Consider the following 21,909-nt stretch of genomic DNA (forward strand, 5'->3'; position numbering starts at 1 on the left):
CAACACGGATTCGACTTCATCATCATGAAACTCATCAGCTACCACTATCAAGGACAAGACAGCTACGGCGCCGTGCTCGCCGGCGACCGCGTGGCCGACTTGCGCAGTGTGTTCGGCGCGCGCGCCGACGACCTCAAGGCCCTGATCGCAGCCGACCTGCTGGCCGAGGCCGCGCGCGCCGCGGCCGGTGCGAACGAGACGCTGGCATTGGCCGAAGTGCAACTGCTGCCCGTCATCCCCAACCCCGGCAAGATCGTCTGCGTGGGCCTCAACTACGGCGACCACGTGCGCGAGACCGGCCGCACCGTCACCGAGCAGCCGACGCTGTTCCTGCGCGTGGCGGAATCGCAGCTCGCGCACGGCGAAGACATCGCGCTGCCGCCCGAATCAAGCAAGCTCGACTACGAAGGCGAGATCGCCGTCGTCATCGGCAAGGGTGGCCGGCGCATCGCCGAGGCCGATGCCTGGCAGCACATCGCCGGCTATGCCTGCTACAACGACGGCACCATCCGCGACTGGCAGACCGCCACGCCGCAATGGACCGCCGGCAAGAACTTCTGGCGCACCGGCGGCTTCGGCCCCTGGATGGTGACCCGCGACGAGATCGCCGACGACCAGGTGATGACCCTCGTCACGCGCCTGAACGGCGAAGAGATGCAGCGCACCACCACCGACAAGCTGATCCACAGCATCCCGCGCCAGATCGCGCACATCTCGGCCTTCACGCCCCTGTCGCCCGGCGACGTGATCGTGACCGGCACCCCGGGCGGCGTCGGCGCCAAGCGCACGCCGCCGGTGTGGATGAAGGCGGGGGACGTGGTGGAGGTGGAGGTGGATGCGATCGGGGTTCTGCGCAATGGGGTGAGGGGGGAGTAGCGCGCAGCGCGACACGCTCGCGCGTCACCTTCATCGGGTGGCGCGGCCTTGCGCGCATGCGTCGACGGGCAGTGGTTCTACTTGAGCAAATCAGGCTTACTCTGCTGCAGCCACGCGCTCGTGGCTTCCATGTATTCCCGCGCCGTTGCCAGGGCGTCCTCGACGTCACGCTCCTTGGCGGTGAACGCACCTTGGTATTTGCGATTGCGCCAGTCTTTGAGTGCCTCGGCCTGGTCTTGAAGCCGGATCGACAGATTCATCACGGCAGCGGCCGCCTCGAGGCCGGCATCGTGGTGGCCCGCTCTGGAAGTCACGCGCACGCCGCGGGCAGCCAGCACCCCGAGTGCGCAGAAGAAGACGGCGTCGTACGCCGCATCCATACGGGTGCTGGTGCTGTTGGCCGAGCGCCGCGCGTCTTCGAGCTTTCGGCCGGCCTCGGTCAGCCAACCCTGCACGGCGCTCTTGTTGACCGTGGAAATCCGCTCCAGTGGCGTTCCTGGCGTGTTGAGCAGCGCATCAAGCGTAGGGATGGACATCTCCCTTCAGATGTACCAACGGATGCGCCATCACGTCCATTGCGAAGCCGTCCCGCTCCGCCACGAGTTTGCCGAACTCGGCCGTGGTCAAGACCGATGCATTGAACGGACGCCCGTATTTGCGTGCAAGCGGCTTGAGCGCCGCGTTCGTCTTCAATTCCGATACGTCGCCGAGGACCAGAACGTCGACGTCACTCGACGCCTTTTCCTCATGCCGCGCATACGAACCGAAGATGGCAGCCGCTTCGATGCCTCGAAGCTCGTCCAGGCTCGCACGCAAATCGGCCACGAGGTCACTGCTTTGTCGGAAGAGCGTGACCAACGGAACGAGCGTGGGGTCACGCGAGGCGCGGAAATGCGTAGGCGAGTCACGGCCCTCGACGACCAAGCCAGCGTCCTGCCAGCGCTTGAGCCAGCGATGCGTATTGCCGCGATCCGTGTGCGCCGCTGCGGCGAGTTCACGCGAGCCGAATTCCTCGTTGGCGTGCTCGAACAAGTAGCGAAGCGCCCTGAATCGCTCACTGCCACCGAATAGCTCAGAAAACATCCGTTCGTTGATGACGACGCTCCTAGTGTTTGATTGCTGTGCTTTATACAGCGTCAGCTGTATTTCGTACAGCATGTCGCCAAGACGCGGCAGCGCGTGCAACCAGCCCGAACCACGGGCGAGCGCCTACAGACGCCCCAGCAACAAGACTTGTAAGCTAAAAGAACTAATATCAAATCTTGCCGTCATGTCTTCCGTCTGTGCCGCCTGTGGGCAATCCAACCGCGCAACGGCCATGTTCTGCATCGGCTGCGCGAGCCGATTGCCCGGCTTCGCGCCGACCGGGCCTTCGGGGCTCGAAATGATCGCGGCAACGCGACGGCCGCGCTCGCAAGCGATCTTCCACCCTGCCACGGCGCGAGCACCGGGCTTGCCGGGAATGCAGGCGCTCTGGCTGCGACTCGCCGTCGCGGGACTCGTGCTGACCGCCGGCTTCACCGGGTGGTACGTCTACGTCACGCGCACAGTGCCGGGCGCCCGGCCCAGCGCATCGACCGCAGACGCGGTGCCGTCGGTGGTGCAACTCGAGCCGGCGGCGGCACCATGGCCCCTGTCGGCGCCGTTGCCGCTGGCCGCTGCGCCCGACCCGCGAGCCGCAACCGCGACCCCCGCAGCGCAAGACAACGCGCCCACCGACGCGGTCGCGAAGTTCTACCGCGCCCTGTCCGCCGGCGATGGCCACGCGGCCGCCGCCTTCATCACGCCCGGCAGGCGCGGCGTCGGTCCCTACGACGAAGTGCGCATGTCGACCTTCTACCGCTCATTCAAGGAGCCGCTGCGGCTGCAGTCGGTACGCCAGATCGATGCCGACCGCGTCGAGGCGCGGTACAGCTACCGGGCGACGCGGACCCCATGCCAGGGCGTCGCGATCGTCGAGACCGAGCGCGTCATGGACCAGACGCTGATACGGCGCATCCGCGCGAACTGCTAGCGGCTGAACGGACGCGTTGCCGAGATGGGCGGCCTACCCCGCCAACTGCTTGCGCCGCGCCCCGCCCTGCCGCTCCAGCATCCACCCCGGGTACTCCGCCGGCAGCGCGCTCACCTCGCCAAGCTTCGACAGGTCGTCGGCGCTCAACGTGACCGCCGTCGCGGCGATGTTGTCGTCGAGCTGGTCCGCACGCTTGGCGCCGATGATCACGCTGGTCACCACGGGCTGGTGCAGCAGCCAGGCCAGTGCGATCTGCGCGACCGACACCTTTTTCGCCTCGGCGATCGGCCGCATCGCGTCGATGACGTCGAAGGCGCGGTCCTTGTTCACCGGCGGAAAGTCGAAGGCGGTGCGGCGGCTGCCCTGCTCGGCCGAACCGGCGCCGCCATCGCGCGCGTATTTGCCGCTCAACAGGCCGCCGGCCAGCGGGCTCCACACCATGAGGCCGACCTGCTCGCTCTGCAGCATCGGCACCAGTTCGCGCTCGAGGTCGCGGCCGGCGATGGTGTAGTAGGCCTGCAGCGATTCGAAGCGCGCGAGGCCCAGCCGCTCCGAAATGCCGAGCGCCTTGGCAATCTGCCAGGCGGCCCAGTTGGACACGCCGACGTAGCGCACCAGGCCCTGCTGCACCAGCGAGTCGAGCGCGCGCAGCGTCTCCTCGATGGGCGTGGCCGGGTCGAAGCCGTGGATCTGGTACAGGTCGACGTGGTCCAGCTGCAGGCGCTTCAGGCTCGCGTGCACCGAATGCACGATGTGATGACGCGAAGCACCGCGCTCGTTGGGGCCGGGGCCCATCTCGCCCAGCACCTTGGTGGCGACGACCACGTTCTCGCGCGGGATCTTGAGGTTCTTGAGCGCCTGGCCGGTCATGATTTCCGAGCGGCCGCCGGCGTACACGTTCGCGGTGTCGATGAAGTTGATGCCGGCGTCGATCGCGCGGCCGACGAGCTGGTCGACCTCGGCCTGCTGGAGCTGGCCGATCTGTCCCCACATGCCGCCTTCGCCGCCGAAGGTCATGGTGCCGAGGCACAGTTCCGAAACGAAGAGGCCGGTACGGCCGAATCTGCGATAGCGCATGCGAAGGACTCCTTGTTGTCGAAGCCGCACAGTATCGGCCTCGACCCGCTGCGCCCGCATGCCGGATCGTGGCGCGAGCTTGCCCGATCCTGCAAACCCGCGAAGGCAGGGTGCCTCAGGCGGTGGCAAGCGCGCGGGCCATGTCCATGTAGTGGCCGAGCGTCGGTGTCGGCTTGCCGGGCACCTTGGCGAAGTCGTCGTAGCGCCGCAGCCGCACGGCCTCGGCCGCGAAGGGCTGGTCGATGAAGCGCTGCGCCTGCTCGTCGGTGTAGATGCCGCCCTGCAGTTCGAGGCTGCGCTTCGATGCCGGCGAGAGCGTGTCCCAGTAGCCGGACTCCGTCACGCACAGGTAACGCTTGGCGTCCACGTGCAGCCGGATCGGGTCGAGCACGGCCGGCGCGAACAGGCCGCGCAAGAAGGGTAGCGCGATGTACTGGTGCAGGTCGTCACGCTGCTGCTGCGGCTGCGATGCCTCGCCCGCGCGCTCGGTCGCGAGCAGATGGCCCAGGTCGTGCAGCAGCGCCGCGACGATGGTCTGCGGCGTCTCGCCGGCCTCTTCGGCCAGCTGCGCGCATTGCAGGGCGTGGTCGAGCTGGCTCACGGCTTCGCGGCCGTACTGGCGCTGGCCCTTGGCTTCGAGCAGCCGGGCGATCTCGGACAACTGGAGCGGCATGTTCAGACCAGCAGCTTGCGGATGCGGGCCGACACCAGGTCGATCAGGCTCACGCTGACGACGATGATGATCATCACGGCGCAGGTCTGCGCGTACTGGAATCCGCGGATGATTTCCCACAGCACCACGCCGATGCCGCCCGCGCCCACCATGCCGACCACCGAGGCCGAGCGCACGTTGGATTCGAAGCGGTACAGCGCATGCGAGATCCACAGCGGCATCACCTGCGGAATCACGCCGTAGACGATTTCGTGCAGCGCGCTCGCGCCGGTGGAACGGATGCCCTCGACCGGCTGCGGATCGATCGACTCCACGGCCTCGGCGAAGAGCTTGGCCAGCACGCCGGTGGTGTGCACCCACAGCGCCAGCACGCCGGCGAAAGGCCCCAGGCCTACCGCGACCACGAAGAGCATCGCGAACACCATTTCGTTGATGGCACGGCATGCATCCATGAGCCGGCGCATGGGCTGATAGACCCACCACGGCACGATGTTGGCCGAGGCCAGCAACGCGAGCGGAACGGCCGCGACCACCGCCAGCGCCGTGCCCCACAGCGCGATCTGCAGCGTGACGATCATTTCCTGCGCGTACATGCGCCAGTCGGTGAAGTTCGGCGGGAAGAACTCCGAGGCGTAGGTGGCCATGTTGCCGGAGTCGCGCCACAGCTCGAAGGGCCGCATGTCGGCGCCCTGCCACGAAGCGGCCAGGAGCAGCAGCAACATGGCCCATGAGAGCTGCCAGGCCAAGCCGCGCTTGGGCGCGGCCGCTCCGGGCACAGGCGGATGAATGTTCGTGATCGAGGGTTGCATGTCAAGAATCTCCGGCTGCCAGACGGTCCATTGGCCGGCAAAGCCTGGCTCGTTCGGGGAACACCGCGGAACCGGCTTTGCCGGGCCGCTGGTGTTGCCCCCGGAGAGGGGGTTGGCGGACCACACGAAGTGTGGGGAGCCTGGGGGTGAACTAGTTCAGTGTTGCGAGTTTCTTGTCGATGTCGGCCAGGCGCGCCTGCTTGTCGGCATCGGCGATGGCCGAGTCGGCTTCGATCTTGTTGCGCTGGCCGAAGAGCTCGAGCTGCCGGATCGGCAGCAGCTGCTTGTCGCTCGACTCCTTGAAGCCCGAGAGCTTGGAGATCTTCATCACGATCTCCTTCTCGCGCGCATCGGTCTTGGCGTAGTTGTAGAAGAAGTTCTTCAGCTTCGTCTTGGTGGCTTCCGGCAGGTCCGTGCGCATCACCAGCGGGTCGAGGGCGATCAGCGGAGAGGTCCAGACGATCTTGATGTCCTTGAACTTCTCGGGCACGCGGTCCTTGATCTTGTCGAGGTTTTCGCTGTTGTTGGTCGCCACGTCCACCTGCTTGTTCGCCACGGCCAGCGCGTTGGTCTCGTGGTTGGCGCTGCGGGTGAGCTTGAACAGCGACTTGGCGTCCACCTTGTTCTTGGCGAAGGCGTAGTAGCTGGGCACCAGGAAGCCCGAGGTCGAGTTCGGGTCGCCGTTGCCGAAGCTCAGCGACTTGCCGTTCTTGATCACGTCGTCGAGCGTGTTGAGCGGGCTGTCCTTGTGCACGATCAGGTGCGAGTAGTAGCCCTGGGTGCCGTCGGCATTCACCATCTGCGCGAACACCTCGCCGCTGGCGCGGTCCACCGCCTCCATGGCCGACTTGTTGCCGAACCAGCCGAGCTGCACCTTGTTGAAGCGCATGCCTTCGATGATGCCGGCGTAGTCGGGCGCGAAGAAGGCTGTGACCTTGAGGCCGGTCTGCTTGCTCATGTCGTCGATGAGCGGCTGCCAGTCCTGCTTGAGGTTCTGCGTCGCCTCGGTCGAGATGATGCCGAAGGCGATGTCCTGCGCGAGCGCGGCGGTCATGCCCAGGCCCAGGGCGAGGGCCGCGCACAGTTTCTTGATCATGGAGTGGCTCCAGGTTGAAGGAAGAGAAGAAAGAAGGACGTAAGCAAAGAAGCGTCAGGCTGCGAGCGGCACCAGCGTGGGCTGCGGCAGCACGTGCACCTGGCCGCCGGCGCTGGACGGCGCCAGCAGTTCGTCGGCCTGCACGCCGTACAGCTCGCGCAGCAGCCCCGCGTTCAGCGCCGACGACGGGCCGTCGTAGACGATCGCGCCCTGCTTGAGCGCGATGACCCGCGGGCAATACTTCATGGCGATCTCGACCTGGTGCAGCGACACGATCACGGTGCAGCGGTCTTCGCGGTTGATGCGCGCGAGGATTTCCATCACGTTGCGCGACGACTCCGGGTCGAGCGAGGCGATGGGCTCATCGGCCAGCACCACCTTGGCGCCCTGCACCAGCGTGCGCGCGATGGCGGCGCGCTGCTGTTGCCCGCCGGAAAGGGTTGACGCGCGCTGCGCCTGGCATTCCGCGATGCCCACGCGCGTCAGCGCATCGAGCGCCCGTGCCCGCTCGTCGCGCGTGAAGCTGCGGCTCCAGCTGCGCCACCAGGGCATGCGGTGCAGCGCGCCGACCATCACGTTGACCAGCACCGGCAGCCGCGCCACCAGGTTGAACTGCTGAAACACGAAGCCGACCTGCGCGCGCACGCGGCGGATGTCGCGGTCGATGCGGCCGCGCTGCTGCACGCGCCGGCCGTCGATCTCGATCAGCGACTCGCTGCCGCCGTCGGCCGCCACCAGCCCGGCGACGTGACGCAGCAACGTGGACTTGCCGGAGCCCGAGGCGCCGATCAAGGCCACCATCTCTCCCTTGGCCACATCGAGATCGATGTTGCGAAGGGCGTGCCGGCCGTTGGCGAAATGCTTGTCGAGCTGGCGGATGCGCAGGGCTGTTTCCATCGTCATGGTCGAAGTCGTCTAGACAACTGAAGTCTGACGCTCGCCTGTGACGTGCTCTTGACGCTTTGACGACGGGGGTGTGTCAGCCGCGCCGGGTACTCAGTAGTGGTAGCGCAGTTGGGCGATCAACAGCGCGTCCTTTTCCGTCCGGTACACCATGCGGTGCTCGTCGGTGATCCGCCGAGACCAAAACCCGGCCAAGGCATGTTTCAGCGGCTCGGGCTTGCCAATGCCCGCGAAGGGCTCGCGCATCGTGTGTTCGATCAGCTCATTGATGCGTTTGACGATGCGCTTGTCCTGGAGCTGCCAGTACCCGTAGTCTTCCCACGCCTGCTCGGCGAAGATCAACTTCACTTGGCAAGCTTTCGCATCTTCCCTCGACCGGCTTCGAGCGCCTCGGCCGCTGCAAGCAGCCGCCGTGCATTGGCGGGACTTCTAAGCAGGTAGGCCGTTTCTTCCAGCGACTGGAAGTCCTCCAGCGACAACATGACGACCGACTGCTCGCCGTTGCGCGTGATGATGAGCGGCTCGTGATCGTCGCAGACGCGGTCCATCGTCTTGGCAAGGTTGGCACGAGCGGAGGTGTAGGTGATGGCGTTCATTGAATGCCCCAGAATATGTACGCGTTATTGTACATATTGGCACGACAGAGACAGACCGGGCCACGTATGGCCTTCGCCGATTCGCCGAGGCGCAGCAACCGGCGATGCATTGCCAAGCCACCAATCGATCAGACCGCCAAGCCGCGCGTCAAAGCACGCGCCGCCCTTCCCGCCAAACCCCACGAACCACCGCATGCCGCGACCCATCCGGCAGCTCGGCCATGCGCACGCGCACCAGGTCCGCGCGCAACCCTGGTGCGAGTTCGCCGCGGTCGTCGAGGCCGGTGGCCTTGGCGGGGGCGCGGGTGACGGTGGCCATGGCTTGCGGCAGCGTGAAGATGTCGTCGGCGACGAGGCGCATCACCGCGCCCAGCAGGCTGCCCGGCACGTAGTCGGAAGACAGGATGTCGAGCAATCCGTTGCGTGCCAGCTCGGCCGCAGAGACGTTGCCTGAGTGCGAACCGCCGCGCACGACGTTCGGGCCGCCCATCACCGTGGCCAGGCCGCGTTCGCGTGCTGCGGAAGCAGCCGCCAGCGTGGTCGGAAACTCCGACATGCTCGCGCCCTCGGCGTGGGCCTGCTCGACGTGCGCGATGGTGGTGTCGTCGTGGCTGGCGAGTGCGATGCCGTGCGCGCGGCAGTAGTCGACGAAGTGGCGCCGGTGCGGCTCGGCGTACTGCGACTGCAGGACGGCGGCATGCGCGACCTGGCGCTCGAACTTCTCGGCACTCCAGCCCTTCTTGCCCGTGTAGTAGATGCGGGCGACCTCGATGTTCTCCCATTGGCGCTGGCCGGGCGTGTGGTCCATCAGCGAAATGAGCGTCACGCGCGGGTGGCCGTGGAAGGGCTCGAAAAGCTCGATGGTGTTGGGCGCCGGCAGTTCGCAGCGCACGTGCAGGTGGTGGTCGGCGCGCAGAAGATCCTTCTGCGCACAGTTGTCCAGCGTGGCGAGCGTGGTGGTCCAGGTGCTGCCGCGCAGGCTCTCGGGGTCGGCCTCGCCCACGCCGAGCGCATCGAACACGGTAGTGATGCCGGCGGCAGCCACCTCCGCATCGTGCGCCAGCAGCGCGGGCATCTCGGCCCACTGCACCTTGGGGCGCGGCATCAGGTGGCGCTCGAAGTTGTCGGTGTGCACTTCGACCAGGCCGGGCAGCAGGTAGTCGTTCTCGAGATCGACGATGCCGGTCGCGGTGTTGCCGGCGTCCAGCGCGGCGATGCGGCCGTCGGCCACCGAGAGGCTGCCGCGCACGACCTCGTCGGGCAGCACCATGCGGGCGTTGGCGAAGACGATGGGCTCGCTCATGCGGGGCTCCTGAAGTCGGCGACATTGACGCGGCGGGTCGCCACGGCGGCGCCGACGTCCGCGTCATGGAAGATGCCCACGAGCGCAGCGCCGCGGGCGGTCGCCTCGCGGATCAGCTCGATCACGGTGCGCGTGTTGGCCGCATCCAGCGACGCCGTGGGCTCGTCCAGCAGCAGCAAGGGCTTCGGCTTGATCATGTTGCGCGCGATGTTGATGCGCTGCTGCTCGCCACCCGAGAAGGTGGCGGGCGGCAGGTGCCACAGGCGCTCGGGGATGCGCAAGCGCTCGAGCCAGCGGCGTGCCTCGGCGCGTGCGGCTTCGAGCGCCGCGGGGTCGTCGCCCGCGTCCTCGGCCAAGGGCTCGGCCACCACGTCGAGCGCCGGCACCCGGGGGATGACGCGCAGGAACTGGCTGACGTAGCCGATGGTGTCGCGGCGCAGCCGGACCATCTCGCGCGGCGTGGCCTCGGTCACCTCGACCGGCGAGCGGCCGGGCAGATGCAGGGTGATGCGTCCGGCGCTGGCGCGGTAGTTCGAATAGATCAGCTTGAGCAGCGTGCTCTTGCCCAGGCCCGAAGCGCCATCGAGCACCACGCATTCGCCGGGCGAGACGCTGAGCTCGACGCCGTCGAAGACCGGCAGCGCGAGCTGGTTCTGGTGATGGAGGGTGAAGCGCTTGGCCACCCCCTGGAGTTGGAGCAGGGGTGTGTTCATGGCTGCAGGACCGAAGAAACGAGAAGCTGGGTGTAGGCGTGCTGAGGATCGTCGAGCACCTGGTCGGTGAGGCCGGCCTCGACGACGCGGCCCTTCTGCATCACCATCATCCGGTGCGCGAGCAGGCGCGCCACCGCGAGGTCGTGCGTGACGATGATGGCGGCGAGCTGCATCTGGCGCGTGAGCTGTCGCAGCAGGTCGAGCAGGCGCGCCTGCACCGACACGTCGAGGCCGGAGGTCGGCTCGTCCATGAAGACCAGGCGCGGCCGCGTGACCAGGTTGCGCGCGATCTGCAGGCGCTGGCGCATGCCGCCGGAGAAGGTGCGCGGCGCGTCGTCGATGCGCGCGGCGTCGATCTCGACGCGCTGCAGCCATTCCGTGGCGCTGGCGCGCAGGCGGCCGTAGTGGCGCTCGCCCAGGCCCATCAGCCGCTCACCGACGTTGGCGCCGGCCGACACGTCCATGCGCAGCCCTTCGGCCGCGTGCTGGTGCACGAAGCCCCAGTCGGTGCGCGCCAGCAGGCGCTGCTCGGCCTCGCTCATCGCGAACACCTCTCGCAGGCCGCCGCCGCGCGTGCGGAACTGCACGCTGCCGGCGTCGGGCTTGTCGCGGGCCGCCACCGCATTGAGCAGCGTGGATTTGCCGGAGCCCGACTCGCCCACCACCGCGAGCACCTCGCCGGGCCAGAGTTCGAACGATGCATCGTGCAGGGCGATGCGATCGCCGTAGCGCTTGTGGATGCCGCGCACGCGCAGCAAGGGTTCGGGGTGTTCGGCTGCGGCTACCTCAGCCAGCACGGCACTCATGCTGCCTCCGTCATACGGTCGCCGCGCACCGGTGCCACGTCGGCGTCTTCATCCTGCCGCGACTGGCAGTAGTCCGAATCGGAGCACACGTGCATGCGGGTGCCGCGGTCGTCGGTGATCAGCTCGTCGAGGAAGCTGTCGGTCGCACCGCACAGCGCGCAGGCCGCGTCCCAGCGCTGCACCTCGAAGGGATGGTCCTCGAAGCCCAGGCTCTCGACCGGTGTGTAGGGCGGCACGGCATAGATGCGCTTCTCGCGGCCGGCGCCGAAGAGCTGCAGCGCTGGGTTCATGTGCATCTTGGGGTTGTCGAACTTGGGGATGGGTGACGGCGACATCACGTAGCGATCGTTCACGAGCACCGGGTAGTCGTAGGTGGTGGCGATGTGGCCGTAGCGCGCGATGTCCTCGTACAGCTTGACGTGCATGAGCCCGTACTCGGCCAGGCCGTGCAGCGTGCGCGTGACGGCCTCGCGCGGCTCCAGTCGCTGCATGGGCTCGGGCACCGGCACCTGGTAGACCAGCACCTGGCCTTCGGCCAACGGCATTTCGGGAATGCGATGCCGCGTCTGGATCAGCGTGGCCGCCTGCGTGCGCGTGGTGGTTTCCACGCCGGTGGTGCGCTCGAAGAAGCGGCGGATGTTGACCGCGTTGACGGTGTCGTCCGAGCCCTGGTCGATGACCTTGAGCACGTCGCGCGGCCCGATGACCGCGGCCGTGACCTGGATGCCGCCGGTGCCCCAGCCGTAGGGCAGCGGCATCTCGCGCGAGCCGAAGGGCACCTGGTAGCCGGGAATCGCGACCGCCTTGAGGATGGCGCGGCGGATCATGCGCTTGGTGCGCTCGTCGAGGTAGGCGAAATTGATGTTCGGGTCTGCGGTGGTGGCGGTCATTGGTCGTCGTCCTTCGCTGCGGGGGCGGCGCGCATGCGGCGCACCAGCTCGAGCTCGGCCTGGAAGTCCACGTAGTGCGGAAGCTTCAGGTGCTGCACGAAGCCCGAGGCCTCGAGGCTGTCGCTGTGCGACAGCACGAACTCCTGCTTCTGCGCAGGCGACTCGACGGCCTCGCCCAGTTCGTCGGCGCGCAGCGCGCGGTCGACCAGGCTCATCGCCATCGCCTTGCGCTCGCCGTGGCCGAAGGCCAGGCCGTAGCCGCGCGTGAACTGCGGCGGCTCGGTCTTGCTGCCGGCGAACTGGTTGACCATCTCGCACTCGGTGATCTCCAGCTCGCCGATGGAGATCGGAAAGCCGAGCTCTTCGGGCTCCAGCTCCAGGGCCACGCGGCCGAAGCGGATCTCGCCGACGAAAGGGTGGCTGTGCGAATAGCCGCGCTGCGTCGAATAGGCCATGGCGAGCAGAAAGCCTTCGTCGCCGCGCGCCAGGTTCTGCAGGCGCGTGGCGCGCGCCGCCGGAAATCGCAGCGGCTCGCGCGTCAGGTCGACCGGTGCGGGGTCACCGGCCGGCACGGGGCGCGTCTCGATCAGGCCTTCCTGGTTCAGCAGGTCGACCACGCGTGGCGTGGCGGCGGACACGTCGGCTCGCGTCGTTACGGCAACGCCGGCCGGCGTGGCTTCGCCCTCCGCGAGCAGCTTGAAGTCGAGCAGCCGCTGCGTGTAGTCGTAGGTCGGCCCCAGCACCTGCCCGCCGGGCAGGTCCTTGAAGGTGGCGGAGATGCGGCGCATGAGCTCCATGCGCGAGGTGTCGAGCGGCACGCTCGTGCCCAGGCGCGGCAGCGTGGCACGGTAGGCGCGCAGCAGGAAGATGGCCTCGACCAGGTCGCCGGCCGCCTGCTTGATCGCAAGCGCGGCGAGGTCCGGGTCGTACACCGAGCCTTCGGTCATCACGCGGTCGACCGCGAGCTTGAGCTGCTCGCGGATCTGCGCGACCGAGAGCTCCGGCACATCGGCGTCGCCGCGGCGCTGCTCGGCGACCAGGCGATAGCTTTGCAGGATGGCGGCTTCACCGCCCTTGACGGCCACGTACATCGATCAGGCCTCCAGGTCGATGCGCGTGGTGCGCGGCAGGCCGACGATCTGATGCTGCGTGGCGAGGAACAGGTCGACGCCGCGCGGAAAGGCCGAATGCTGCGCGGCGCGCTGCGCGAGCAGACGCTGGGCCAGCGCGTCGGGCAGCCCGTCGACGCACAGGCGCGTCTGCGTGCGGATGCCGGGGCCACGCAAGGTCCAGCCTTCCTCGTCCTGGCCGTCGGCCAGCGAAGGCACGTCGACCACGCAGGTGGCCGACTGTTCCGGCGCGACGTCGCTGCCCTGCGCGAAGCGGTCGAGCGCGGGCGGTTCGTCGCTGCTGGCGACCCAGGCGAACTGCGCCTCGGCCGGGTCGTCGACCAGCGTGCAGCCGCTGTGGAAGCGCAGCCACGCGGCGGCGTCGCTGTCGGCCAGCGAAGGCGAGAGCCAAAGGCGGCAGTCCGGGTCGAGCAGGGCCAGCAGCAGTGCGGCCGATGCCGCGTGGCCTTGCCGCGGCACCTCGGCGTCGTGCGGCAGGTCGACGATGCGGCCCGGATGCGACAGCGCCTGCAGCGCCGCACGAAACACGGCCTGGCTGCCCAGTGCCAGATCGGAGAAGCCCGCGCCGACGGCGGACAGGTCGGTGATGGATGCGTGATGGTCGCTCATTGCTCTTCCTCTTCGGCGTCGTCGGCACTGCCCGCCTCGCGCGCGACGGTGATGAACTCGACCTTGCTGGCCTGCGCACGCGCCTGGCGCTCGGCGCGCTGCTGCGCGAGATGCCGGCGGATGGGCTCCAGCAGGGCCTCGTCGAGCCGTGGCTGTTGCGATGGGTCTTGCAGCAGGGCATCGGCCACGGCCGCGAGCTGGGCCTGGCGATGGGAGCGACCCCGCACATAGGCGACGCCGACAGCCGCTTCGTCGCGCGCGACGCCGGCAAGGCGAAGTGCGCAGCGGGTGATGGTCACCTCGCCGAGGTTGAAGCGCTCGCCGGTGCCGCCGGCACGGGCCTGGACCATCGTCAAACCGGTCTCCGGCGCGCGCAGCCAATGCGGCGTACGCTTCGCATGCTCGCCCAGCGCCGGCTCCAGCAACGAGAGCGGCGCGCGTGCCAGCAGCGCCATCCACTGCGCCCGGTCGAGCGGCCGGTTGGCAGGGGGGTTGTCAAAGGCATGAAACATGGGGGTGCTAACCTGGAAAAGTTGTATAGACAAATCGAACAACGCGTGTCAGCTTAGGCACGGCCCATGTCCCTTTCATGACAACGACGATCACTTCTCCGAGCCTCGATCTCGCCGCCCCCCCAACGCGCCCCACGCGCGATTCGTTCTGGACCCGCATCGCCGCCGAGCTGGCCGAAGCCATCGCGCGCGGTGTCTATCCGCCTGGCGAGCGCCTGCCGTCGGAGCACGCGCTGGCCGAGCAGTACGGCGTGAACCGCCACACCATCCGCCGGTCGCTGGCCAGCCTGAGCAGCCAGGGGCTGCTGCGCGTCACGCAGGGCAGCGGCACCTACGTCGAGGACTTCGCGGTCGAGCTCACACTGGCCCGGCGCACGCGGCATCAACAGAGCATGGCGCAGGCCGGGCTGCGCGGCGTGTTGCGCGTGCTCGATGCGGGCACGGTGCGCGCCACGGCGGCCCAGGCCCGCGCGCTGCAACTGCCGGCACGCAGCGCGCTGCTGCGGCTCGCGGTGCTGGGCGAGGCCGAGCAAGCGCCGCTGCACGTGGGCGAGCGCTTCTTTCCGCTGCCACGCTTCGAGCGCCTCGAAGCGGTGGTGCGCGAGACCGGCTCCATCACCGCGGCCTTCACCGCACATGGCGTGGCCGACTACACGCGGCGCGAGAGCCGGGTCACGGCGCAGATGCCCGAGCCCGCGCTGGCGGCCCAGCTTCGGCAACCGGCCACGCGGCCGGTGATGCTCGTCGAGAGCGTGAACGTCGACACCGAGGGCGTGCCGATCGAGTTCGCGCGCACCTGGTTCGCGGGCGACCGCGTGACCTTGACGGTGACCCACGATGAATGAGGCGCCGATTCATCGTTACGCCATCTACTTCGCGCCGCGCGAGCGCGACGCATGGTGGCTGGCCGGCAGCCGCTGGCTCGGTCGCTGCGCCGCACGCAACGAGCCCTTGCCGTTGGCGCCGGTGCCGGGCGTGTCGGCGTCGCGGCTGCACGCACTCACGCGTGCGCCACGCCGCTACGGCTGGCACGCCACGCTAAAGGCGCCTTTCGCGCTGGCGCCGGGCGTCGACGAGGCCCGGCTGCGCAATGCCCTCGGCGAACTCGCGCGGGCCTTCAGCCCCTTCACGATGCCGCGCCTGAAGGTGGCGCAGCTCGACGACTTCCTGGCGCTGGTGCCCGACGGCGACACCCATGCGATCGAGACGATCGCCGGTGCCTGCGTGATGCGCCTGCATGCGCTGGGTGCAACGCTCCCGCCCGACGAGCTGGTGCGCCGGCGCGCGAGCGGGCTCACGCCCGAAGAAGATGCCTTGCTGCTGCGCTGGGGCTATCCCTTCGTGCTCCAGCGCTTTCGCTTTCACCTGTCGTTGACCGGCTCGCTGAAGGATGCGGAGCCTTCGGACGTAGCAGCGCTGACGGAAGCCGCGCGCCACCGCTTCGAGGCGCTGCCGCCTTGTCGCTTCGACGTGCTGTCCCTCTTTGCCGAACCCGAGCCCGGCAGCGACTTCCGATTGCTCGACCAGGTGGAGCTGGGCACATGAGCGAACGCCTTGTCTACGTGATGGGCCCGTCGGGCGCCGGCAAGGACAGCCTGATCGCGTGGCTGCAGGAGCATCTGCCGCCGCACCTGCCCCTTCATCTGGCGCGCCGCACCATCACGCGGCCCACGCGGCAGGGCGACGAGGCGCATCACAGCGTGAGCGAACAGGCTTTCGCGCTCCTGCACCAGGCGCAGGCTTTCGCGCTCGACTGGCAGGCGAACGGCCTGCGCTACGGCGTGCGCCATGACGAAATCGAGCCGCTGCATCGCGGACATTGGGTGCTGGTGAACGGATCGCGCGCCTACCTGCCGCAGGCGCTGCTGAAGTTTCCGCAGCTCACCGTCGTGCATGTGACGGCGAGCATCGACGTGCTGCGCCAGCGCCTCGCAGCGCGTGGGCGCGAAACGCCCGAGTGGGTCGAGGCGCGCGTTCAGCGCGCGATGGTGTTCCAGCCGCCCGCGAACGCGATCGAAGTGCGCAACGACGGCGCGTTGGCCGAGGCCGGCGCCCAGTTGGTGCGCGCCTTCGAGCGCCTGGCCCTGGCTTAGAAGCGCGCCTTGACGTACGCCGACGGCCCGTGCAGCTTGACCTTGAGCTGCCCGTTGGCGGTGCCGGCCGTGCCGAAGTCGTGCCGCAGGTCGATTTCGGTGACGCCGTAGGAAAGCACTACGCCCACGTTGCGCACGGGGAACCACTCCACGCCGGCCGCCGCGTTGTAGATGTGGCCATGCAGCTTGCTGCCGCCCTTGCGCACGCCTGAGAGATCGGCGAACAGGCGCAGGTCGGGTGTGATGGCATGGCGCACGCCGACTTCGAGCAGCGGCGCGATGGCGTCGTCGCTGTCTTCCTGGCTGAAGGTGGCGGTGGCGCCGTTGATGCCGGCCACCGCGCTGCTGTTGAGGCTCGCACGGTAATAGGCGATGCCGGCGCCCAGGCCCAGCACCGTGTTGCCCGAGCCGATCCAGTATTTGTAGGCCACCTTGCCGAACTCGAGCTTGGTCTGCAGGTTGACGCTGCCGAGCGCCGTCACATTGCCCAGCGGCCCGACCGCGAAGCTGTTGGCGAAGCCGGTGCCGTAGTCGCGCTTGAAGCGGTAGTAATCGAGCGAGAGGCCGTGGTTGTCGCCGATCAGGAAGTCGGCCGAAATGCGCGGCATGGTCACGCGGCCACCTTCGAGGTCACCCGAGCCCAGGGTGCCGTAGGGCGTGTTCACGGCCGCGTTGACGGTGGGCTTGGCGTCGAAGGCGCCGACCGACAGGCTGAAACGGTCCAGTGCAGGCGAGACTTGCGCGACGGCGGCCGTCGACATGGCAAAGCCGGCCCCGGCTGCTACAGCGAGGGCGCACGAACGAAAAGAGATCATGAGAAGAGGGAAGAATGGGTGTGCGGCCGATGCCCGGCGTCGAGCCGATGCGATGGTGGCCGCGAATCTCCCCTGGAAGCGAGCGCCAATTTAGACGCCATGCGCATGCCGGCAAGCTCAGAATGTCGCGACCAGCCGTAGGAGCCGGCCTTGAAGGTCTTTTACCGCTCAGGCCTGCGCCACAGCCAGATGGCCACGGCGAGCATGAACAACGGCGCCGCGATCCTCGCCGCGAGCGGCAGCGGCGCGAACTGCAAGGCAATCGCACTGGTCGACATCGCGGCACTCGCGGCCCACTTGGCTCGCCGCGGCACGACCCCGCCCCGGCGCCATTCGCGAATCGGTGGACCGTAGACGGGATGGCCAAGCAGCCAGGTTTCGAGCGCCGGCCAGCCGCGGCCACCGCACCAAGCAGCCAGCAGCAGGAAAGGCACCGTGGGCAAAAGCGGCAGCACGACGCCTAGCGCGGCGAGTGCAAGGCACACGATGGCGAGCAGGCGCCAGAGCACGGGCGTGAATCGGGAGGATCGCATCGAGAGGGCGGGAGGACCTTGGCAAAGCGGCCGTTGCCATTGTCGCCAGCTCGCCGACTTCGCTGACTCAATCGACGGAGAAAGATCTTGCGGACCCGTGCCGCGTCGCGAAGTCCTACGCTACTTCACGGACTGCTTGTTGGACGGCGGCTCGCTCATGAGGTTGAAGCCGTTCTCTGACGATTCTCCGAACAAGAATTGCCTGGCCAGGATGCGTCGTTGGTTGTCGAGTTCAGACGTGTACTCGCCATCGAATTGAGGCGGAAGCGGGTCGGTTGCGCTACCCACACGTTTCCGGACTTCGCGTACCAGTTCTTCGATATGAATCTCGATCTCTTCGGACTCGTCGTTCGACGCATCGCGATCCGGCTGAAAGTGGATCAACCCACTATCGTCGCTGTCCGATTCAACCGTCGACTTGAAACGCGACGCCTTGGACGCCGGCTTCGACGGCGTGTTCAAGTCGCCCATCTCGATGTCTTCGTCGTCGCTGCGCTCCGGCTCAGTGTCGCTGTCGATCTCGCCCGAAGCCGGGGCATCCATCCGCTGCAACTTCTCCGCCGTCTTCTTGAAATACCCGAACCAGTGATCGGGCGAGATCTTCGCGACAAGCATCTGCGAGATGACGTCTTTCAGCAGAGGCAGGACGGATTGGAGCTTGACCGCCCCCTCCCCGACCAGATGATCGACCCGCTCGGTGGCCAACGTCGTGAAATCGTCGAGCGTGGGTTGCAGCCTGAAGTGCCCCATTCCCGTGTTGGGCACGTCGGTGACGCCCATCTGGGCGTTGCGCGACATCTGGGCGTTCTTTTCCTGCACGTTCTTGTGATACGCGAAGGCCAGGCCCAGGTTGAAGAGGGACGTCAGCACGCCCATGCTGGACATCGCCAAGGACGCGATGTGGACTTGCTGCCCCGTGGGAAACATGGAGATCGCGCCCATGATCAGGCTGTTCAATGCCTTCACGACTTGCGGACTGAAGGACCCTGCGGCGCCGAAGTAGGCGTAATGCTGTCCGAACTTCTGCGCAAATTCGGGCTTGCTGGTCATCTCGCTGCGCCACTCGCGTGCGCCCTTCATCAGCGCAAGGCGATCGTCGGCTTTGGCCCACGCTTCGTTGTTCGAAACGTTCTCGCCATGGAAGCGCCGACGCTCGACCTCTGCGTAGCGTAAAGACCCCAGGAATGTCTTGAGAGCCTCTTCTTTCACGACAGGGTGATCGCGCGATTCGAACAGGGCGTCGAGCTTTGGAACCTTGAGCTTCAGCTCGGCGACGATCTCCGACAACTGGTCGATCCTGTTCAGCAACTGCGTGGATTTCGCCGCGCTGGCCCATTGCGACGCGAGTTGATCGAAGAGCTGCCGCCGTTGATCGGAGGTCTTGCACTCCCGAAACGCATCCAGCAATTCTTCGGTCGTCAGCGCCAATGGCAGACCGTCCCGCGGATGCCCTGCAACCTGGATGGGGACACTCCACATTTGCCAACTGGCGTCGAAGTTGCCGGGCGGCAGGATGTGCGAGAGCAGCGCCGCCAGATGCACGCCAAGGTCGAACTCCAGAATCGACGTGATGCTTTCGACGCGCGCCTTGCCCGCGCCTTTCGTCAGCTGATTGAGCTTTTCCGGGACGATCGGGTTGTCGCTCGCCTCCGGCTGGCCGGGCTTGGCGCGAAGGTCGCCGCGGGGGCTGAGCGCCAGAATTTCGAGCAGCGCCGCGAGCCGCGTACGCTGGTCCTGCCCGGCCAGCACGGGCTGAGTGAATGAATAGGTGATCGCCTGCGCCGTCAGCACGGCTGCTGATCCGATGCCCAGCCAGGCCGGGTTGAAGCCCAGCCACTCGTCGACCGTTGGCGATAGTCCGTGCACATCGCCCGGCGCGTGCGTCATGTTTAACTGGCCCGGTGCAGAACCGCCCGTCATCAGGTGCAACGCCGGCGACACCAGCCCCAGCAGGGATGCCACCGTGTTGAACACCGCGCGCAGTGCCCGCCCCTTGGATTGGCTTTCGTGAATGTTGAGCGCTTCGTAAAGTTGAAGCGTCTGGAGTACGAACCGGTGGCTCTTGATTTCGGTTTCGACGAGCGCCTTCATACGGCTCGTGTGAAGCTCTGCGTGATCGGGCTGAAGAAAGCGGCCGAACTGTTCGGCGTCCACTTTTCGGCAAAAGTCGTCCAGGAAAGCTTGCCTGTCTCGCAGGCTGACCAGGTCGAGCAGTGCTTCACCGGCGCCGATCCGCTTGCCCGAGGCCCAGGCGAGCTTTGCAATTTTTGCATCGAGCTTTGAAATCGCCGTCATGATTTCCGGGACATTGTCAGCATCGACGTCTGTATCGCCATATACGATCAGGTGCATCCTCGCCTGTTGCACCCGGGCTTCCAGGCTCGCGCGCTCTCCGGTCGCCGCTTTGAATTCACGCAAGCTTTCCTTGTCGAGGCCTCGGTTGACCAGTTCGGCCTCGCGATTCCTGATCTTCAGCTTGATGTCGGCCAATTCATTGAAAAGCCCGATGACCGCTTCGTTTTCGTTGGCGTCGAGTCTTTCTTTGATGCCCTCCAACAAAAAAATTTCTTGTTTGACGTTCTCGGCAAGCCGCAGTGCCACATTTTCGTTTTTTTCATTGACTCCGAAACGTGGGTTGATGTTGGGCATCACAGCGGGCCCTCGAAGCTGGAAGCGCGCCACAGCTTCAGAGTGCATCTTCGTCTGCCAAAAGGTGGACCCGAAACAGCTGAGAAACTGAAACGGAAACGCGCTCAGCAGCGCGGTGCCTACGTGTTGCGCCTTGCCGGTCAGCGACAGAATGCTGATCAGAAACGTGACCCCGGAGGCTATGCCGGTAGCAAAGCCGTTGGAATTGACGGCGGGTGGCGCGTAGCAGCGACCGGCTTCGTCGGTGCCGAGGACGGTTTCCGGGGTCCAGGTGTTGTTTTTCCAGACTTCGATCAGTTCGGCAGTTAGAACGCCGAGGTGATTGCGGATAGCTGCGTCACCCGGGTTGTTCGCTTTGAAATATTGGTCGCGACACGCCATGTATTCGCGGACTTTTGCTCTGTACTCTTCCTGCGTTTGATACTTGATTTCGAGATGAGTGGCCTCGTCGCTCAGAAATTTGTTGAGCATATTGACTGTATCGGGCGACGCGTCGACGTCGTTGAACCATGCTGGGACTGTTCTTTTTTTTACGACCTCATCCGCACGTGACAGCAGCGCAGCTTTTTTTGCTGTTTCCAGTTGGCTGATCAACTCGTTCGTTCGCGGCGAAAGGTCACCGACGCTCACATATTCTCTTGGCGAAAAATCCGAAAGCTCGAAGGCTTTATCGGAAAGGTTTCGCCTGCGTGGCATCTCGGGCGAATCACTTTTCGAGATTTTTCTGATCGTCGGGTTTTTTATACTCTGTGTTGGTTTCGCATTAAATGGGCTGCGCGCTTCCCCTAAGGGCCAGTACGCCCTGCTCTGGATGACGATGGAATTCAAATGCATGATTCATTCCCTTATTGCTCAGGTAAACGACAATCTTCGGTTCCCGGAAACAGCGACGTCATCCGAGCAAACGAAATCCCATTGCTCCAGTTTTTGGAGCTGCAACGCCATCCAATGAGCGACTGCACCGGTATCCACACCTTCGACCGCAACCGGCCAAGCGAAAGTCATCGAGCCGCTGTCTTCATCGATCGAATAGCGCCCAGGCCATTCCGCGTCGTTCATGACAAGAAGCATGGCGTGGATGACAGGCTCGGCATTTCGCGGAATACCGCCGATCACCACTTCGATGAAGGCCAGCCCTTCGAGTCCGGCGCGGTCGTCGTGAATCATGCGAACAGTCCGCGACCCGACAAGCAGGTCGACCTGAACCGACGGTGCATGCACGTCCCTTGACAGGGTGACGGCGGGCGGAAGCGGATGGCCTGCCTCGATGGCCAATGCACGAACGAATTCAAGAAAGCGGGCCCGGGCGCCGGTGTCCCTGCCGATCATGAAAAGCGCCGGAACGCGCTCTCGTCGCGCCACTCGCGCAGCGCGCCGGCCAACTCGTGAAGCGCCGGCAACAGCGCCTGTGCATCGAGGCTCTGCGCCGGGTACTTCGTTCTGTAGTGGAGTTCGCGCGTTTCCAGCCGGATCGCGAACATGCCTCCGTTCAAACGAGATGCGCGGTGCGTCGACATCAATGCGGCGCACATGAGCGTTTCCAACTGGTCGGTTTGCTGCGGCAGTGGGCAGACCACTGCGCGGATCTCGACCAGGTCGGACACCTCGGGGTCGTGCGTGATGTCGAATCTCAAGTCGTCGATGTCGAATCCGAACTGGAGTTCGTCCGACTCTCCGGCATCGCAAGGCTCGGGCGGAAAGCCCTCGTGGTCGTAGACGTCCTGTATGAACCGGACGAACTTCTGTCTCATGTCTCCAGGGTGCATGCGCGTTCTCTTTGTGTTTGGCCAATGCAGCAGTGCAGTCTTGGCG

General features: G+C 66.3%; 26 protein-coding genes. 5 read left to right on the top strand and 21 right to left on the bottom strand.

Annotated elements, in window-relative coordinates:
- The first annotated feature begins 24 nt into the window (after positions 1-24).
- Positions 25-876, top strand: a complete 852-nt coding sequence (locus tag B0W80_RS15005) for a fumarylacetoacetate hydrolase family protein (protein ID WP_076999954.1) — start codon at positions 25-27, stop codon at positions 874-876.
- Between the two features lie 77 nt (positions 877-953).
- Here B0W80_RS15005 and B0W80_RS15010 read toward each other — a convergent pair whose 3' ends face one another.
- Together B0W80_RS15010 and B0W80_RS15015 are read right to left on the bottom strand one after the other, a co-directional pair.
- Positions 954-1,412 (bottom strand): HEPN domain-containing protein, encoded by a 459-nt coding sequence (locus B0W80_RS15010; RefSeq protein ID WP_076999955.1) that lies wholly within the window; start codon positions 1,410-1,412, stop codon positions 954-956.
- Positions 1,393-2,034, bottom strand: coding sequence for a nucleotidyltransferase domain-containing protein (locus B0W80_RS15015; protein ID WP_083745416.1), 642 nt, complete (start codon positions 2,032-2,034; stop codon positions 1,393-1,395). The genes B0W80_RS15010 and B0W80_RS15015 overlap by 20 nt, the downstream gene beginning before the upstream one ends.
- Before the next feature lie 304 nt (positions 2,035-2,338).
- Here B0W80_RS15015 and B0W80_RS15020 point away from each other — a divergent pair, with 304 nt between their 5' ends.
- Entirely contained in the window at positions 2,339-2,890 is a 552-nt protein-coding gene (locus tag B0W80_RS15020; protein WP_143684633.1) for a hypothetical protein, read from the top strand.
- A 33-nt stretch (positions 2,891-2,923) separates the two neighbouring features.
- Here the strand turns inward: B0W80_RS15020 and B0W80_RS15025 are convergent, their stop codons facing one another.
- From B0W80_RS15025 to phnG, 14 genes are all read right to left on the bottom strand, one after another.
- Positions 2,924-3,967 (bottom strand): aldo/keto reductase, encoded by a 1,044-nt coding sequence (locus tag B0W80_RS15025; RefSeq protein WP_076999957.1) that lies wholly within the window; start codon positions 3,965-3,967, stop codon positions 2,924-2,926.
- 115 nt (positions 3,968-4,082) lie between these two features.
- Entirely contained in the window at positions 4,083-4,640 is a 558-nt protein-coding gene (locus B0W80_RS15030; RefSeq protein WP_076999958.1) for a phosphonate degradation HD-domain oxygenase, read from the bottom strand.
- Positions 4,641-4,642: 2 nt separating this feature from the next.
- Positions 4,643-5,449, bottom strand: coding sequence for a phosphonate ABC transporter, permease protein PhnE (gene phnE / locus B0W80_RS15035; protein WP_076999959.1), 807 nt, complete (start codon positions 5,447-5,449; stop codon positions 4,643-4,645).
- Between the two features lie 151 nt (positions 5,450-5,600).
- Positions 5,601-6,545, bottom strand: coding sequence for a phosphonate ABC transporter substrate-binding protein (gene phnD / locus B0W80_RS15040; RefSeq protein WP_076999960.1), 945 nt, complete (start codon positions 6,543-6,545; stop codon positions 5,601-5,603).
- A gap of 54 nt (positions 6,546-6,599) precedes the next feature.
- On the bottom strand, positions 6,600-7,442 hold the full coding sequence (gene phnC, locus B0W80_RS15045) for a phosphonate ABC transporter ATP-binding protein (RefSeq protein WP_077000011.1): 843 nt from the start codon (positions 7,440-7,442) through the stop codon (positions 6,600-6,602).
- A gap of 99 nt (positions 7,443-7,541) precedes the next feature.
- Positions 7,542-7,796 (bottom strand): Txe/YoeB family addiction module toxin, encoded by a 255-nt coding sequence (locus B0W80_RS15050; RefSeq protein WP_076999961.1) that lies wholly within the window; start codon positions 7,794-7,796, stop codon positions 7,542-7,544.
- The gene (locus B0W80_RS15055) at positions 7,793-8,044 is read right to left on the bottom strand and encodes a type II toxin-antitoxin system Phd/YefM family antitoxin (protein ID WP_076999962.1); all 252 of its coding nucleotides are present in this window, start codon (positions 8,042-8,044) and stop codon (positions 7,793-7,795) included. Before B0W80_RS15055 ends, B0W80_RS15050 begins: the two co-directional genes overlap by 4 nt.
- Before the next feature lie 148 nt (positions 8,045-8,192).
- The gene (locus B0W80_RS15060) at positions 8,193-9,347 is read right to left on the bottom strand and encodes an alpha-D-ribose 1-methylphosphonate 5-triphosphate diphosphatase (RefSeq protein ID WP_076999963.1); all 1,155 of its coding nucleotides are present in this window, start codon (positions 9,345-9,347) and stop codon (positions 8,193-8,195) included.
- A complete protein-coding gene (gene phnL, locus B0W80_RS15065) occupies positions 9,344-10,060 on the bottom strand; it encodes a phosphonate C-P lyase system protein PhnL (RefSeq protein WP_076999964.1) in 717 nt (238 codons plus the stop codon). The genes B0W80_RS15060 and phnL overlap by 4 nt, the downstream gene beginning before the upstream one ends.
- Positions 10,057-10,866: a phosphonate C-P lyase system protein PhnK gene (gene phnK, locus B0W80_RS15070; RefSeq protein WP_076999965.1), complete on the bottom strand. Its 810-nt coding sequence runs from the start codon at positions 10,864-10,866 to the stop codon at positions 10,057-10,059. The genes phnL and phnK overlap by 4 nt, the downstream gene beginning before the upstream one ends.
- A complete protein-coding gene (locus B0W80_RS15075; RefSeq protein WP_076999966.1) occupies positions 10,863-11,756 on the bottom strand; it encodes an alpha-D-ribose 1-methylphosphonate 5-phosphate C-P-lyase PhnJ in 894 nt (297 codons plus the stop codon). The genes phnK and B0W80_RS15075 overlap by 4 nt, the downstream gene beginning before the upstream one ends.
- The gene (locus tag B0W80_RS15080; RefSeq protein WP_076999967.1) at positions 11,753-12,847 is read right to left on the bottom strand and encodes a carbon-phosphorus lyase complex subunit PhnI; all 1,095 of its coding nucleotides are present in this window, start codon (positions 12,845-12,847) and stop codon (positions 11,753-11,755) included. Before B0W80_RS15080 ends, B0W80_RS15075 begins: the two co-directional genes overlap by 4 nt.
- A gap of 3 nt (positions 12,848-12,850) precedes the next feature.
- A complete protein-coding gene (phnH, locus tag B0W80_RS15085) occupies positions 12,851-13,495 on the bottom strand; it encodes a phosphonate C-P lyase system protein PhnH (RefSeq protein WP_076999968.1) in 645 nt (214 codons plus the stop codon).
- Entirely contained in the window at positions 13,492-14,007 is a 516-nt protein-coding gene (gene phnG, locus B0W80_RS15090) for a phosphonate C-P lyase system protein PhnG (RefSeq protein WP_076999969.1), read from the bottom strand. The genes phnH and phnG overlap by 4 nt, the downstream gene beginning before the upstream one ends.
- 77 nt (positions 14,008-14,084) lie before the next feature.
- Between phnG and phnF the strand changes: the two genes are divergently transcribed.
- From phnF to phnN, 3 genes are read left to right on the top strand one after another with little or no spacing between them, the layout of a single operon-like run.
- Positions 14,085-14,852, top strand: coding sequence for a phosphonate metabolism transcriptional regulator PhnF (gene phnF, locus B0W80_RS15095; protein WP_076999970.1), 768 nt, complete (start codon positions 14,085-14,087; stop codon positions 14,850-14,852).
- Entirely contained in the window at positions 14,845-15,552 is a 708-nt protein-coding gene (locus B0W80_RS15100; protein ID WP_076999971.1) for a DUF1045 domain-containing protein, read from the top strand. The genes phnF and B0W80_RS15100 overlap by 8 nt, the downstream gene beginning before the upstream one ends.
- Entirely contained in the window at positions 15,549-16,100 is a 552-nt protein-coding gene (gene phnN, locus B0W80_RS15105; protein WP_076999972.1) for a phosphonate metabolism protein/1,5-bisphosphokinase (PRPP-forming) PhnN, read from the top strand. Before B0W80_RS15100 ends, phnN begins: the two co-directional genes overlap by 4 nt.
- Here the strand turns inward: phnN and B0W80_RS15110 are convergent.
- The 5 genes from B0W80_RS15110 to B0W80_RS15130 form a co-directional block, all read right to left on the bottom strand.
- Positions 16,097-16,861 (bottom strand): hypothetical protein, encoded by a 765-nt coding sequence (locus tag B0W80_RS15110; RefSeq protein WP_256856584.1) that lies wholly within the window; start codon positions 16,859-16,861, stop codon positions 16,097-16,099. The two genes, phnN and B0W80_RS15110, sit on opposite strands and share 4 nt — an antisense overlap.
- Before the next feature lie 215 nt (positions 16,862-17,076).
- Positions 17,077-17,424 carry a YbaN family protein gene (locus B0W80_RS15115; RefSeq protein ID WP_256856585.1) on the bottom strand — a complete coding sequence of 116 codons (348 nt, stop codon included), beginning with the start codon at positions 17,422-17,424 and terminating at the stop codon, positions 17,077-17,079.
- 144 nt (positions 17,425-17,568) lie between these two features.
- Entirely contained in the window at positions 17,569-20,931 is a 3,363-nt protein-coding gene (locus tag B0W80_RS15120; protein ID WP_143684634.1) for a hypothetical protein, read from the bottom strand.
- A gap of 18 nt (positions 20,932-20,949) precedes the next feature.
- On the bottom strand, positions 20,950-21,426 hold the full coding sequence (locus B0W80_RS15125) for a hypothetical protein (RefSeq protein ID WP_076999976.1): 477 nt from the start codon (positions 21,424-21,426) through the stop codon (positions 20,950-20,952).
- A complete protein-coding gene (locus tag B0W80_RS15130) occupies positions 21,423-21,848 on the bottom strand; it encodes a hypothetical protein (RefSeq protein WP_076999977.1) in 426 nt (141 codons plus the stop codon). The genes B0W80_RS15125 and B0W80_RS15130 overlap by 4 nt, the downstream gene beginning before the upstream one ends.
- Positions 21,849-21,909 lie beyond the last annotated feature (61 nt).

This window comes from Variovorax sp. KK3, assembly GCF_001984055.1.
Taxonomy (GTDB): Bacteria; Pseudomonadota; Gammaproteobacteria; order Burkholderiales; family Burkholderiaceae_C; genus Variovorax.